Source organism: Dolichospermum sp. UHCC 0260, assembly GCF_009711985.1.
Lineage (GTDB): Bacteria > Cyanobacteriota > Cyanobacteriia > Cyanobacteriales > Nostocaceae > Dolichospermum > Dolichospermum lemmermannii.
Genome location: NZ_VIKZ01000024.1, coordinates 33,279 through 46,481, shown reverse-complemented (window position 1 = coordinate 46,481; position 13,203 = coordinate 33,279). Strand labels below are relative to the sequence as shown.

The window sequence follows — 13,203 nt, the reverse complement described above, 5'->3', positions numbered from 1 at the left end:
AGTTGTCAGTTGTTACTCAATAACTTGAATTTTAACTTACCGCAGATTGTAGGTAAATGAAATTTTACCAATGAATCCTGTAGGGGTTTAGCAATGCTAAACCCTTCCGAATTAATTTTGCTGTAACTTGTCCCCAATCTCGATTATTGTTTCGACTGATGAGAACCGAGAATCATTGTCCCAATTCCCACATCTGTAAATACTTCTAACAGTAAAGCATGAGGAATCCGCCCATCAATTATATGTGAAGCCTTGACTCCTTGAGCAAGCGATCGCACACAACAATTCACTTTAGGAATCATCCCTCCACTGACTATACCATCAGTAATTAATTGCCGCGCTTCCCGAATATCCACTTTCGGAATTAAAGTAGAAGGGTCTTTATAATCTCTTAAAATTCCTCTGGTATCAGTCAGCAAAATTAACTTTTCCGCGCCCAAAGCTGCGGCTATTTCCCCCGCTACCGTATCCGCGTTAATATTATAAGCCTGTCCAGTTTCATCAGCAGCCACGCTGGAAACAACGGGAATATAGCCATTACTAGCAAGTGTTTCTAAAATTTTGATATTGACATTACTAACTTCCCCCACAAACCCAATCCCTTCATCACCTTGAGGACGAGCCGTAATTAAGTTACCATCCTTACCACAAAGCCCTACAGCCATCCCTCCAGCTTGGTTAATCAAAGCGACAATTTCTTTATTTACCCGCCCCACTAACACCATTTCCACTACATCCATTGTTGCTGCATCAGTAACACGCAAACCATTTTTAAATTGCGCTTCAATTCCTAACTTGCCTAACCAACTATTAATTTCTGGACCACCACCATGCACTAGAATAGGCCGCAAGCCAACGCAAGATAAAAAGACCACATCACGAATAACTTTATCTTTGAGGTTACTATCCTTCATGGCTGCGCCACCGTATTTAACCACAACGGTACGGCCAGCGAATTGTTGAATGTAAGGTAGTGCTTCGCTGAGAATTTCTACGCGATTAGCTTCAGCTTGCCTGATATACTCTATATCATTAATCATGTTATTACCCAAGTTGCTAGTTATCTAGTTTATGGGATAACTAGCAACAAGAGTTAATCAGCTATGGTGATAGGAGCAGGGGGGAATATTTATGCCCTATTCCCTATTCCTAAGAGAGTTGAAACAAGAAAGTGACTAAATCTCCTTTACCCAAGCTGATGCGATCGCCTGGACGGAGGCGATGTCTGTTTCCAGGTAACAGAGGTAAGTTATTGACATAAGTACCATTGGAACTACCTGCATCTTCTAGATAACAAGCATCTCCCTCAATCCGAATGTCTGAGTGAATCCGCGAAACAATTTCCGAATTTGGGAACCCAGAAACATCTATATCGGGAGGAATACGATCATTCGGCTTACCAATATGCACAACCGAGAGATTTTGTGGTAATTCTATTTCTTGGTTGGCTTGAACATGGAATAACCGTGCTACTACCTTTTGCAATTGGGTATTTGCCACCTTTACTTGTGGTGCGGCTGGGGCTACTTCAGGAACTGTGAGGGGATCGATCTGAGGTACATAAGCAGGAGGAATATAAGCTTCCGGTTCTGGTGCTACAGGCGCAGGTGGGGCTGTCAGCACAGGCGGAATATAAATTTCTGGTTCAGGTGCTACCGGTGCAGGGACAGAAGGAATATAAACAGCTTGTTCCTGAACTACAGGTGCGGGTGTCAGTACAGGGGGAATATAAACTTCTGGTGCTGGTGTGACAGAAGGAACATAAACAGCTTGTTCCTGAACTACAGCCACCGGTGCAGGGGCGGGAATAGCGCTAACAGGAGGATTGGCGGCGGGCGCAATTTCTAAAGCATCGGGCTGTAACAGTTGCATCATCAGGTCAGGAGCGACCACTGGCGCTGGTTGTACAGGGTTAATCGCAATAGTTGGGGCAACTGCGGGAGTAACACCAAAATGGAGATTGTAACCGCACTGACCACAGAAAGCGGCATCTGACTGTACAGTTGCTCCACAATTAGGACAACTAGCTGTAGCTGGTAACGGCGTATAACAAGCTTCACATTGAACAGCGCCGTCTGGGTTGGGATGATTGCAATTAGGGCAGACGATCATGGATTTAAGCCTTAGTGAAGGTCGTTGTAAAAATATTACTGACAAGCACATAAGTAACCTTAGCGTTTAATGCTAACAATTACTTAGAGTGAGAACAAGTTGATCATTGGTGATTATTCTTAATTATCTAAATCATCCAAATCTCAAGAATCATAGTTAGTGTTGAAGTTCCAAACCAGCGGCTGCGTCTAGCAACCAGTAAAGTTCTCCCTGGGGTTTAATTAGCCGAGATGGATAGACGAAATCATCTGCCACCGGTGCGAAAATTTGGGCTAAAGCCGGTCTTTTGTTAGCACCAGCAGCCAAAAAAATCACACTGCGAGCCGCGTTAATAAATGGGTAAGTAAAGGTGATGCGGAGATTATCATCTTTATTACCAACAGTGATTAGGCGATCGCACACCTTGAGAGCTTTCGTGTGGGGAAACAAAGATGCAGTATGGGCATCATCACCCATTCCCAGTAAAACTACATCTAATGCCGGGAACTCTCCCGATGTAGAATTAAAAAATGTTTGGAGATGCTGGTTATACTTAGCTGCATCCACTTCTGGATTAGCCGACAAAGTGGGGATAGCATGAATATTAGCTTGGGGAAGTGCAACCTGATCTAACCATGCTCGTCGCGCCATCAGTTCATTGCTATCAGGGTGATCTGCCAGAACATAACGCTCATCTCCCCAGAATACATGAATTTTATCCCAAGGCAACTTTTGATTAGCAATGGCTTCATACAACGGTTTTGGTGTGCTGCCACCTGATAAAGCAATTGTAAATTGCCCCCGTTCGCTAATAGCAGTTTCCACTTTCGACAGAATCAATTCTAGCGCCCGTTGGACTAGTGCCGATACACTGGAGTGGACTTCAACAGTTTTGTTCATGGCATTATCATTACATAGCTTGTTTCTTGGCAATACCATAGCGAACTTCTGACAATTTTCCGGTTTAACTCTGGAAATTTTTAATATCGTCAAGTTAAGCCATCAATTATCGTCCTTAACCTTCTTTATCATTATTTGTGGTTGGTTGTCAGTAGTCAGTTGTACTAATCGCTGATCATCACCGCAGGGGATTGTTGAGAGAATAAAGGATACATCGGTAAATAAACAAAACAGCCTGGGAATAAATTCCCAGTCTAATAGCAAAAGTCGGCTCAAGCCGACTAGAAGATTTTTATTTTAAAAAGATAAATTACGGGATATAAACTTGGTTGATGAACTCATCCATAAACACAACAGAAATATTCTTTTGCTACACCCAGTAATCTCTTATTCCTTTCGTTATAATAATCATTTTTTAAACTTTTTTCCTGAATAAGTTCTAACAATGCTTTTAAAGTCTCTAAAAAGCGAGTTGTTTTTACATTATTCTCATCTTCTAGAGATAATTCATTTTTAATGATCTTGTATTTTAAGACTATATTTTTGTCATTAGAGGGAAAATCCACAAATAAAGGATTATCATGTCTTAAAAAATTCTTGCACACTAATTCAGCAAAATGATGAAAGTGAATTATACACTCTGTGTATGCTTCACAATACTTTGCTAACATTGGTTTTTCAAGGTAACCCGGATAGATTATATCATCTGACCAATCTCCATTAATTATAAAAAGATTCATCGAACTCTTGTAACAATGATAAGTAGAAAAGTAAGCCTTTAAAGCAATTTTCAGAGAAATAAATGCTAAATCAATATCTGTATCGCTTCTTTTTTGAAGATTAAAACCATTGCTGGCTATCTTTTGGAGTTCTGTTTCTTTTTGTGTTTTCTTATTCATATTTTCTCAAAAGTTACTAGACAAAAACAATAAATAAAATCTTTAAGAAGAAATAACTGTCGTTTGAACATTGATATCAATATTCAGCTTTTTCCGCAAAACATTCAAAATAGCAGTCAAATTATCCATTGTCGGATTACCTTTTGCCGATAACATCCGGTGTAAACTCTTGCTAGGTTTAGACGTTTCAATTGCCAATTGTTCAAAACCTACCGTTGCATTAACAATATCTCTCAAAATCAATCTTGCTGTTTCTGGTTCACCATTCAGGAAGAGAAAAATAGCTTCATCAAGTAGAGCTATTGTGAACTGAGAATCTTTTTCCACTCGTGCGTTAATAGTTTCTGTGAAATCTCTGGTAAGTGCCATAATAACTACCTTTTCTCTTTATTCTTGTTGTCAGTCTCTTGATTTATCGTAAGTTCTTTTTTTCGCTTTTTGTACTCTTGGTACAATTCTTTAGCACGACTAATATCAGATTGCTGATTTTTCTTTGTCCCTCCACCAAATAATACTATAAGTTGCTTACCATCCTGAGCCAGATAAATCCGATATCCTGGACCCCAATCAATTTTATATTCACCAATTCCCTCAAACCATTTAACATTTGATGTATTACCTAACTCCAAACGAAACTTAGCCACAGTCACCTTCGCAGCAGCTTGAGCATCCAATTTATCAAACCATTCTTGATAAGGACTGGAACCATCTTCTTTAAGATATTCTTCAACTTTCATAACAGAGACAGTCTTATAGTAACTTATATGTTACCATGCGTCAAGCAGTATTATTCTAAATAAACCTAAAATTACAATATAGGTTTTTCAAACAGTAGCAAAGCCAAGATAAAATCCATAATAAAAATTGCCACCCAAGTAGTAACAACTGCTGTTGTGGCTGATTCTCCCACTTCCTTTGCACCTCCTTGAGTTGTCAGTCCCCAATTACAGCCATTAACAGAAACTATAGCCCCAAAAATTAACCCTTTAAGTAAAATAATAAAAATATCTGATGGTAATAAAAACGCTCTCACCGATTCTAAAAATGTTTCGGGAACAACTTGATAAAATTGTGCAGCCGCAAAAGCCCCGCCAATTATACCTGTGACTACAGCAAAAATCATCATTACAGGCATCATTAAACAGCAAGCAATGACTCTAGGTAAAACTAGATAATCAATCGGATCTGTTCTGAGCATATATAAAGCGTCAATCTGCTCCGTCACCCGCATTGCCCCTAATTCCGCAGCAAAGGCTGAACCAACTTGTCCAGCGATAATACTAGCAGTAAGAATCGGCGCTAGTTCTCGACAAAATGCTAAAGCAAATGCACCTCCAACACTATCTACAGCCCCAAATCTCACTAATTCCCTAGCGGTTTGAATAGTGAAAATCATCCCCGCAAAACCGTTAACTAGCAAGACTGGAGAAATAGAAGCCGGGCCTGCCGTTACCATATGTTCTAATATTTTGCGATAGTAGGTTTTTCCGCGCAGGAAATGCAATAGAATTTGACCGAACAACAGAAATGATGACAAACAGCGAATTATCCAAGATTGTTCTAAATTTCTTTTTGGTTGCAAGCAGTTTACGGCCACTAATTGAATTTTGGTACTTGGGAATTATGACAACTTAACCTTAGATAAACAAAGTATTCCAATCACTAATTGCATTTCTTTGAGCAGTTAATAATTGCTGGATACCTTGTTCAGAAAAATCTAGCATTTGATTTAATTGTTGACGGCTAAAACTTCCCGCTTCCGCTGTTCCCTGAACTTCAATAATTCCCATTTTATGATTCATGACTACGTTAAAATCCACATCTGCGGCTACATCTTCAACGTAGTTAAGATCCAAAAATGGTTCACCCTCCAACAAGCCTACAGAAACTGCTGCTATTTGTCCACATAAAGGCGATCGCTCTAAAACTCCCTGCTGCAATAATTGAGAAATAGCATGAGCCAAAGCCACAAACCCCCCTGTAATTGCCATTGTCCTCGTTCCTGCGTCCGCTTGTAATACATCTGCATCCACAGTTAGCGTCCGTTCTCCTAAAGCCTCAAAATCCAAGGCAGCCCTTAAACTCCGCCCAATTAAACGCTGAATTTCCTGTGTTCTGCCCGACAATTTCATTAATTCCCGTTCCTGGCGTTTCTGGGTAGCAGAAGGCAACATTCTATATTCAGCTGTCAACCAACCCTTACCACTACCAGTTAAAAATCTAGGTACTCCTTCCGCAACGCTGACGGTACACAGAACTTGAGTATCACCACATTTAGCTAAAACAGAACCAGGTGCAAAGCGGGTGAAATTAGGATAAAAACTATGGGGACGGAGTTCACAGGGGGTTCTCCCGTCAGGACGTTGCCAAGTCATCGAAGTTGCCTCAAAATTTTTGCTTACTGCCTTATAGAATAACTGAGTAATAGCAATAAAACTATTTATTACCAATTACCAATCACCAATCACCAATTACCAATTACCATTATTTAGGACTTGCTTGAGACGGACTTTAATAAATTCAATCATCATTTGATCTGGAACTGACTCTCCATCTTCCAAATAAGGTTTAGCTTCCATAACTAAATCATTTAATTCACCATAGGCACTATTTTGACTATTTCCAGATATGGCTGCTCGTAAAGTTTCACCGGTAGAAACCAAGGGAACATCAAAAAACTTACCAAGCTTTTGGGCTTGAGTGCTTTTTCCTGCCCCTGAACCCCCTAAAATTACTAATCTCACCACAACTTAACCCTCATATATAAAATTCACTATTTTTGCAGGATATTTTGTTATAGCAATCTTAAATCATTTGTAGGAAAAATATCTCTAAATCAGTGAAAAAGTTAAAACTAAATATCAAGGCGGTTTTAGTTATGAATACTGCTGTATGATAACTATATGTTTTGCTATCAGCGAAGATTTGCATTTAATTGTAAATCATTAAATTTATAGTGAGTTTTTAAACTTTGCCTTATGGTTGCCCAACTAGAAACCCCAGGTCTAAATTCGACTCTCAGCTTACCATATTCCGTAGAAGGACTATTGCAAGTTTTTACTAGTTCCCAGCGGAGCTTTTTTACGAGCGTCATGGCACAAGCGCTGAGAATTGCTGGACAAGGTACACCAGTATTAATAGTCCAATTCCTCAAAGGTGGGATTCGTCAAGGACATGAACGACCTACCCAAATGGGACAACATTTAGATTGGATTCGCTGTGATTTGCCCCGTTGTATTGATAGTTCCGATTTGGACGCAGCCGAAAATCAGGCTTTGCAACAACTTTGGCAACATACCCAAAAGGTAGTTAATGAAGGTAAGTATTCTTTATTGTTATTAGATGAGTTGAGTTTAGCGATTAATTTCGGTTTAATTCCAGAAACTGAGGTTTTAGAGTTTCTTTCTCACCGTCCCCCTCATGTTGATATTATTCTCACAGGTTCTCAGATGCCAACGTCTCTTTTAGATGTGGCAGATCAAATTACAGAAATTCGTCGCAGTCATCAACCTTAAGTATTAGCAAAATCACTCACAGATATGGAAGATAAAAGAAAAGAAGCAGCTTTTTTGGCTATATTTTCAGAAAGTTGAACTTGCTTAATTGTGACTAAACCTTCGTTAACAAAGGAATCTCTAACTAAAGCTTTTTCTCCACTGTTAAAGGAAGTTTCATAAAATATTTCTTTGATTCCAGCGGAGATAATTAACTTTAAACAAGATAAACAGGGTTCTAACGTTACGTATATACTTGATCCATCTGTAGATATACCATACTTTGCCGCTTGAGCGATCGCATTTGCCTCCGCGTGTACAGCCCTTGATGGTAGTATTTTACTGGCATCACAGCTATTTAAACCTGGATAGCAGTATCCTTGGGTTGTACAATGAGCCGAGCCTGACGGTGAGCCATTATAACCTGTGGCTACAACTTGCTTATTTTTAACAATTACAGCACCCACTGGAAAAGCAAGACAAGTTGAGCGAGTTGCGGCTAATTTAGCCAACATGAGGAAATATTCATCCCATGTTGGTCTTTGATGGTATTGTTCAGATGAAAAAATATCTTGCATGGTGTTTCAACTTTAAATTTTACTATACTGCTTTGCTGAGAAGAAAAATATTAGATGCTATTGTTTCCACTTTAATAAAACCTCTTTTAACTGATTTAAAGCATCTTCATAGTCATTAAACTGAATTTCAGCAATCACAGTCGGAATACCACGAGGAAATCTTGATATCCGCTTACCTGTTTCGTACAAAAGAATGATAGGAATTTTGTTGTTCTCTGCATACGCTAACTCCATTCCTACACCGAAAGAAAGCGAACCAAGATAAGCAATAACCAAGTCAGATATACTAACTTCATACTTATCTTTATCAAAAACTTCACGAGGAGTAATATCAGGATTATTCACTGGATCAGTATGTAAATGCGGTACGTAAGCTTGAAGACCAACTTTTTCACAAACCAAGCCTATTTTTTCATATAGTGCTTTAGTTTCTATTGGATTTTCTACGTCAGTCAAAGCGCCAGATACATATATCTTGTACATTTTCATTAGTTACCTTACATTAGAACTTATGGTTCTTTCGATGTTGAATCAACAAATTTTAGTTTTATTACAAAAATATGAGCTTGAAATATAAATATCTTTGTTAATAAAAACAAAATTTACTATTTATTTGAGCCTGGAGATACTGTTTTATTTGGATTTGCTTGTCTCTGAGGAGTAGTATCTGTTTTTGGATTTAGATTAGACGAATCCGAAGATTTGAACAAAGCAATTAATGAAATAATAATTCCCAATGTGCCGGCTATCGATCCTATTGCTGACCACCGAGTTTGTTGATCTGAACCTAGAAAACCTAGTAATGTATCTTTAACACCTTTTTTAAGTTCTTTATACTCCTTTGAATCAAGCATCAGTTGTTTTAGCGTATCTTTGTTATTATCCATCATCCAAACATTGTCTGGGTGACTAAAATAATCATCAACCTCCTGACGGCCTAATCGTCCATGAAGAACATCAAGTCTTCCAGAAATGTCAGGTTTGTGATTATTTGATGGATTGGAACACCGGGAACTTAATTGTTCAACAGCCAAGTAAGCAATTGGTTTGTTAACATCTTCCACGTAAATTCGTATTGGTTTATCCGAAACATTATGAAGGGCTATACAAAGAACTCCTGACCACTCAGGATTTACTCTTGTTCCAATGTGTCCTAAACCGTCTGATACTCGTTTGACAACGGAATAAAGTGGTCCGCGAAATTTATTACTGAGGGATACTGATTCGCTAGTCCATACTAAAGCTGTATCTTTTTTTGGTATGTCGAAATATTTCCGTTCCTCTCCTTGCTGGTTTTGTTCTGTATAAATAGTCAAGCGTCGTTCTTCTTCAAGTGAATAAGCACACTCACCCGCAGTTAGACATAAATCGCAATCTTTAATACTACCTGGTTTAAGAGGATGAAAATATATACCTTTACCAAGCTCCCTAATAATATCTTGATAACTCAAAACTGACATGAAATACTCCCTGAGCTTTGGAAAACACTAAAATTTTCTACAACCATTTCTAAAATGGTTGTTTGTTCGCGGTTACTGATCTTGAATGTATGGCTTGTCAATTTTAAGACAATTCGCTGCTTTTTGCAATTCCATACCTAAATATCCTGCATGATCTGGACGTATTGCTGGTATTGCAGCACAAATTTCTTTGATCAATTTCAAAGGATTTTTCCCAGAATAGCAACCAACAATTTCTCCACTACCAGGAGTTGTATGTGTAACAACTATCTTTTCTTCTGCTATTTCTATTAAGAAATTACCTGCGGGATCATAGTAATCTAATTTTTTGCAAATTGCAGAATATTGTTCTTTAATCAGTTGTTCAGCGTTACTCCAAGTATCATCATAAATATGAGCAGACTGACTCAGAGTTATCAATGGTCCTAGCTTCAAATCATATTGAGAACGTTGACAAATCTCATTTCTAATATGTTTTTGCAAAGACCTCAACCCCATTGCGTTAGCTGGCCAAGCTGCAAACATATCATTACTTCTAAGAACAGCAGTTAATGATAATTCGTTATCTACTACTCTTAACCAAATATGATTCAAACAAGGACTACCACCTTTTTCATGATCCTTCACATCCCATAAAGTCATAACTGCACTAGCAGCATCAATTTCTTCAATTAGTTTTTCAATTACCTGTTCAATTTGATCTCGTCCAAACCAAGAACGTAACCGTTGTCCATAGGTGTATTTTACTCCTTCTCGATTGGGTGCATCATCTAAAATTTGCGAAATATATTCTTCTAAGAAACTTCTATCAATTGGTAAATAATTGGGTTCAGGAAAATAGAAATCTTCCGGTTCGTCGGTGACAACTGCCATTAAATCTATCAATTCTTGCCATTTACCATCATAACCAGTTGGTCTAATTGTGCCAGTGGTTTTAATTCTGTGAATGATTTTTACCCAAGTTTCAGCAATAGTTTTGCCTTCAATTCTGTGTCCATAGCGTGTTCCTGGTAAAACGGTTGGTTCAATTGTAGTCATGGGAAATTCTACAGGCATTCCCCAAGGTGCTACTATTTCTTTTTGGGCGTAATATTGAATTTTCTCGACAGCATCAGAAATTGATATAGCGTCTTGAATTTCTACGGAATGGCGTAATTTCTCCAAGGCATTGATATCAATATCAATATCAATATAACCAGGAATTTGAGAACGAATTACCCAAGATTTTCGCCCCGCATCACTAATATTTTCTTCCACACCATGACGGAAAAAATCGCCTAAACATTGACAAGCACCGGCGTTTTTATCTTCTTTGGTGGCGTTAAGAATAACTAAATAGTGAACGTGGGGATTTAGTAACAAATTGCGAATTAGTAAGTTGATACCCCTGGTAGGTGAGTATAACTGTCCAATTACAGCATATTCGTTTGATTGTAGATGTTTAGCTACAGCTTGCTTCACCATCCACCCTGTAATTACTGCGGTTTGACCGCTACCATAAATCAATTGGTTTGGTTTGTGCTGGGCTGTGTAATAAAATTGGGTTAGTTGGCTACTCACTTGATTTACCAAATTTTTAGATAGCAATCTTTGATTATTTAGGATACAATGATTGATCGGGATTAATCACAAATTATCAAAAAAAGTCTTGAGTACATAATTTGTGTGATAATAATAACCTAAATTATGAATTGATAACGGTGTAATTAGGCATGGATTATCGGGATGCAGGCGTTGACGTTGAAGCGGGTAGAGCTTTTGTAGATCAAATTCGCAATTTGGTTCACAGCACCTTTAGAAAAGAGGTTTTGGGGGGACTAGGTGGCTTTGGTGGTTGCTTTCAACTCCCCACAGGTTACAAAGAACCAGTTTTGGTTTCCGGGACAGATGGTGTGGGGACAAAGCTGAAAATAGCTCAAATTCTCAATCGTCATGATACTGTGGGCATAGATTTGGTGGGGATGTGCGTTAATGATGTGTTGACATCGGGTGCAGAACCGCTGTTTTTTCTAGATTATGTGGCTACAGGTAAGTTAGATAAGGAACAATTAACTCAGGTTGTTGCAGGAATCGCTACCGGTTGTAAATTAGCTGGTTCGGCTTTATTGGGGGGAGAAACGGCGGAAATGCCCGGTTTTTACCAAGTTGGTGAATACGATTTGGCGGGTTTTTGCGTGGGAATTGTGGAAAAGAGCCGAATGCTAGATGGTTCTCAGGTGCAGGTGGGTGACGTAGCTATCGGTTTAGCTAGTTCAGGTGTCCATAGCAATGGGTTGAGTCTAGTCAGAAAAATTGTCAGTGATGGTGGTTTTGCTTGGACTGATACCCCAGATTTATTAAATGGTGCATCTATTGGGGAAACTTGTCTCACGCCTACACGCATTTATGTAAAATCTGTTTTAGCCGCGTTGCAGTCAGATTTAGAAATTCATGGCATGGCTCACATTACTGGTGGCGGTTTACCAGAAAATTTACCAAGATGTTTAAGTAAGGGTCAAGGGATTAAAATGATCCCCGATAGTTGGACTATTCCTCCTGTCTTTCATTGGTTAGCTGCGGCTGGTTCTGTGGGTGCTGAGGCTATGTATAATACATTTAATATGGGTATTGGCTTTGTGTTATTAGTTCCACCCCAGCAAGCAGAACAGGTAATGACTCATTTTCAATCTCAGGATATCTCCGCTAATATAATTGGTGAAGTTGTCACTGGAGTAGGTGAATTAGTCGGTTTGTTGTAACAATGGTGGTAAACAGATAGAACCTATACGCAAAATTCATATTTTCTTGATGGAAGTAATTAAAAATACTCATCGCCATCAGCGTTAATATTTGCTAACGTAGTCTTAACATATTGCAAAAATCAATTGGTGCAGTTGAGGAAGTATCTGTATTTACTGGTTAGTGGTATTGGTTATATCTCATTTATAAGTGTGGCGTGTTGGTGTTTTGAGAAAAATGTAATTTTCGTGTAGAGGGGTTATGGTTATAAATTTTGCCCGGACTACTGTTTCTAAGGAACTACTAAAGCAAGTATTCCAACGCATTGATGCACAAAGTTGTCCCCAGTTATTTAATTTTCATATGCACACGGTTCACTCGGATGGCAAACTAGAACCGGGTGATTTGATGAGTCAAGCGATCGCAATTGGCTTAAAAGGTCTGGCTATCACTGATCATCACAGTATCAGTGGCTACCAAGCAGCCCTGGCTTGGTTGGAAGATTGGAAGTGGAGTAATTCTGATGCTCATGTTCCATATTTGTGGAGTGGTGCAGAAATTAATGCCAATCTGCTGGATAATGAAGTTCACATTCTGGCTTATGCTTTTGAGTCAGAACATCCCAGTATGAAGCCATACTTACAAAAAATTCCTAGTGTCGGCAAGGCTTATCAAGCAGTTAACGTGATTACAGCTATTCACGAAGCGGGAGGACTAGCGGTACTTGCTCACCCAGCCCGGTATAGGCGATCGCATTTTGACCTCATTCCTGCGGCTGCGGGTGATGGTATTGATGGTGTTGAGACTTTCTACGCTTACAATAATCCTAAACCTTGGAAACCTAGTGTGGTGGAAACTGAGGAAGTTCAACAATTAGCGGAAAAATTCGATTTATTTAGCACCTGTGGTACTGATTCGCACGGCTTGAATTTGCTGCATAGGTTGTAAATCTGTATTTACCTCTTTTAAACTCCTGGTTTACTAACCAGGGGAAGTAGGAGTAGGGGAGTAGGGGGAGTAGGGGGAGTAGGGGGAGTAGGGGGAGTGAAAAAGAATTTTTCCC

16 protein-coding genes are annotated in these 13,203 nt (G+C 39.0%); 3 read left to right on the top strand and 13 right to left on the bottom strand.

Annotated elements, in window-relative coordinates; all coding sequences use genetic code 11:
- Positions 1–143: 143 nt before the first annotated feature.
- The 9 genes from argB to FJR08_RS11300 form a co-directional block, all read right to left on the bottom strand.
- The gene (gene argB, locus FJR08_RS11340) at positions 144–1,040 is read right to left on the bottom strand and encodes an acetylglutamate kinase (RefSeq protein ID WP_015083597.1); all 897 of its coding nucleotides are present in this window, start codon (positions 1,038–1,040) and stop codon (positions 144–146) included.
- A gap of 109 nt (positions 1,041–1,149) precedes the next feature.
- Positions 1,150–2,112, bottom strand: coding sequence for an FHA domain-containing protein (locus FJR08_RS11335; protein WP_168633224.1), 963 nt, complete (start codon positions 2,110–2,112; stop codon positions 1,150–1,152).
- 156 nt (positions 2,113–2,268) lie between these two features.
- Positions 2,269–2,991 carry a 6-phosphogluconolactonase gene (gene pgl, locus FJR08_RS11330; protein WP_168633223.1) on the bottom strand — a complete coding sequence of 241 codons (723 nt, stop codon included), beginning with the start codon at positions 2,989–2,991 and terminating at the stop codon, positions 2,269–2,271.
- 338 nt (positions 2,992–3,329) lie between these two features.
- The gene (locus FJR08_RS11325; protein ID WP_168633222.1) at positions 3,330–3,890 is read right to left on the bottom strand and encodes a hypothetical protein; all 561 of its coding nucleotides are present in this window, start codon (positions 3,888–3,890) and stop codon (positions 3,330–3,332) included.
- Positions 3,891–3,932: 42 nt separating this feature from the next.
- On the bottom strand, positions 3,933–4,259 hold the full coding sequence (locus FJR08_RS11320; RefSeq protein ID WP_015083594.1) for a DNA-binding protein: 327 nt from the start codon (positions 4,257–4,259) through the stop codon (positions 3,933–3,935).
- Between the two features lie 5 nt (positions 4,260–4,264).
- A complete protein-coding gene (locus FJR08_RS11315) occupies positions 4,265–4,627 on the bottom strand; it encodes a type II toxin-antitoxin system RelE/ParE family toxin (RefSeq protein ID WP_168633221.1) in 363 nt (120 codons plus the stop codon).
- 71 nt (positions 4,628–4,698) lie between these two features.
- Positions 4,699–5,472 carry an MlaE family lipid ABC transporter permease subunit gene (locus tag FJR08_RS11310; protein ID WP_015083592.1) on the bottom strand — a complete coding sequence of 258 codons (774 nt, stop codon included), beginning with the start codon at positions 5,470–5,472 and terminating at the stop codon, positions 4,699–4,701.
- Between the two features lie 55 nt (positions 5,473–5,527).
- Positions 5,528–6,265: a ribonuclease PH gene (gene rph, locus FJR08_RS11305; RefSeq protein ID WP_168633256.1), complete on the bottom strand. Its 738-nt coding sequence runs from the start codon at positions 6,263–6,265 to the stop codon at positions 5,528–5,530.
- 96 nt (positions 6,266–6,361) lie between these two features.
- Positions 6,362–6,637 carry a nucleoside monophosphate kinase gene (locus FJR08_RS11300; RefSeq protein WP_323294578.1) on the bottom strand — a complete coding sequence of 92 codons (276 nt, stop codon included), beginning with the start codon at positions 6,635–6,637 and terminating at the stop codon, positions 6,362–6,364.
- 231 nt (positions 6,638–6,868) lie between these two features.
- Here FJR08_RS11300 and FJR08_RS11295 point away from each other — a divergent pair, with 231 nt between their 5' ends.
- Positions 6,869–7,405, top strand: coding sequence for a P-loop NTPase family protein (locus tag FJR08_RS11295; RefSeq protein WP_168633220.1), 537 nt, complete (start codon positions 6,869–6,871; stop codon positions 7,403–7,405).
- Here FJR08_RS11295 and FJR08_RS11290 read toward each other — a convergent pair.
- The 4 genes from FJR08_RS11290 to FJR08_RS11275 form a co-directional block, all read right to left on the bottom strand.
- Entirely contained in the window at positions 7,402–7,962 is a 561-nt protein-coding gene (locus tag FJR08_RS11290; RefSeq protein ID WP_168633219.1) for a dCMP deaminase family protein, read from the bottom strand. The genes FJR08_RS11295 and FJR08_RS11290 overlap by 4 nt on opposite strands.
- A 57-nt stretch (positions 7,963–8,019) precedes the next feature.
- Complete coding sequence (locus tag FJR08_RS11285; protein WP_168633218.1) at positions 8,020–8,451, bottom strand: XRE family transcriptional regulator; 432 nt, start codon at positions 8,449–8,451, stop codon at positions 8,020–8,022.
- A gap of 116 nt (positions 8,452–8,567) precedes the next feature.
- Positions 8,568–9,422 (bottom strand): hypothetical protein, encoded by an 855-nt coding sequence (locus FJR08_RS11280; RefSeq protein ID WP_168633217.1) that lies wholly within the window; start codon positions 9,420–9,422, stop codon positions 8,568–8,570.
- Between the two features lie 72 nt (positions 9,423–9,494).
- A complete protein-coding gene (locus tag FJR08_RS11275) occupies positions 9,495–10,982 on the bottom strand; it encodes a thymidylate synthase (protein WP_168633216.1) in 1,488 nt (495 codons plus the stop codon).
- A gap of 152 nt (positions 10,983–11,134) precedes the next feature.
- Here FJR08_RS11275 and purM point away from each other — a divergent pair, with 152 nt between their 5' ends.
- Both purM and FJR08_RS11265 read left to right on the top strand, forming a co-directional pair.
- Positions 11,135–12,160 carry a phosphoribosylformylglycinamidine cyclo-ligase gene (gene purM / locus FJR08_RS11270; RefSeq protein ID WP_168633215.1) on the top strand — a complete coding sequence of 342 codons (1,026 nt, stop codon included), beginning with the start codon at positions 11,135–11,137 and terminating at the stop codon, positions 12,158–12,160.
- A gap of 241 nt (positions 12,161–12,401) precedes the next feature.
- Positions 12,402–13,088: a PHP domain-containing protein gene (locus FJR08_RS11265; RefSeq protein WP_015083584.1), complete on the top strand. Its 687-nt coding sequence runs from the start codon at positions 12,402–12,404 to the stop codon at positions 13,086–13,088.
- Positions 13,089–13,203: the final 115 nt, after the last annotated feature.

What these genes read in the sequence shown, in the direction of transcription:
- argB (WP_015083597.1), bottom strand. Translation starts at nt 1,040, where the DNA reads ATGATTAATGATATAGAGTATATCAGGCAAGCTGAAGCTAATCGCGTA.
- FJR08_RS11335 (WP_168633224.1), bottom strand. Translation starts at nt 2,112, where the DNA reads ATGATCGTCTGCCCTAATTGCAATCATCCCAACCCAGACGGCGCTGTT.
- pgl (WP_168633223.1), bottom strand. Translation starts at nt 2,991, where the DNA reads ATGAACAAAACTGTTGAAGTCCACTCCAGTGTATCGGCACTAGTCCAA.
- FJR08_RS11325 (WP_168633222.1), bottom strand. Translation starts at nt 3,890, where the DNA reads ATGAATAAGAAAACACAAAAAGAAACAGAACTCCAAAAGATAGCCAGC.
- FJR08_RS11320 (WP_015083594.1), bottom strand. Translation starts at nt 4,259, where the DNA reads ATGGCACTTACCAGAGATTTCACAGAAACTATTAACGCACGAGTGGAA.
- FJR08_RS11315 (WP_168633221.1), bottom strand. Translation starts at nt 4,627, where the DNA reads ATGAAAGTTGAAGAATATCTTAAAGAAGATGGTTCCAGTCCTTATCAA.
- rph (WP_168633256.1), bottom strand. Translation starts at nt 6,265, where the DNA reads ATGACTTGGCAACGTCCTGACGGGAGAACCCCCTGTGAACTCCGTCCC.
- FJR08_RS11295 (WP_168633220.1), top strand. Translation starts at nt 6,869, where the DNA reads ATGGTTGCCCAACTAGAAACCCCAGGTCTAAATTCGACTCTCAGCTTA.
- FJR08_RS11290 (WP_168633219.1), bottom strand. Translation starts at nt 7,962, where the DNA reads ATGCAAGATATTTTTTCATCTGAACAATACCATCAAAGACCAACATGG.
- FJR08_RS11285 (WP_168633218.1), bottom strand. Translation starts at nt 8,451, where the DNA reads ATGAAAATGTACAAGATATATGTATCTGGCGCTTTGACTGACGTAGAA.
- FJR08_RS11280 (WP_168633217.1), bottom strand. Translation starts at nt 9,422, where the DNA reads ATGTCAGTTTTGAGTTATCAAGATATTATTAGGGAGCTTGGTAAAGGT.
- purM (WP_168633215.1), top strand. Translation starts at nt 11,135, where the DNA reads ATGGATTATCGGGATGCAGGCGTTGACGTTGAAGCGGGTAGAGCTTTT.
- FJR08_RS11265 (WP_015083584.1), top strand. Translation starts at nt 12,402, where the DNA reads ATGGTTATAAATTTTGCCCGGACTACTGTTTCTAAGGAACTACTAAAG.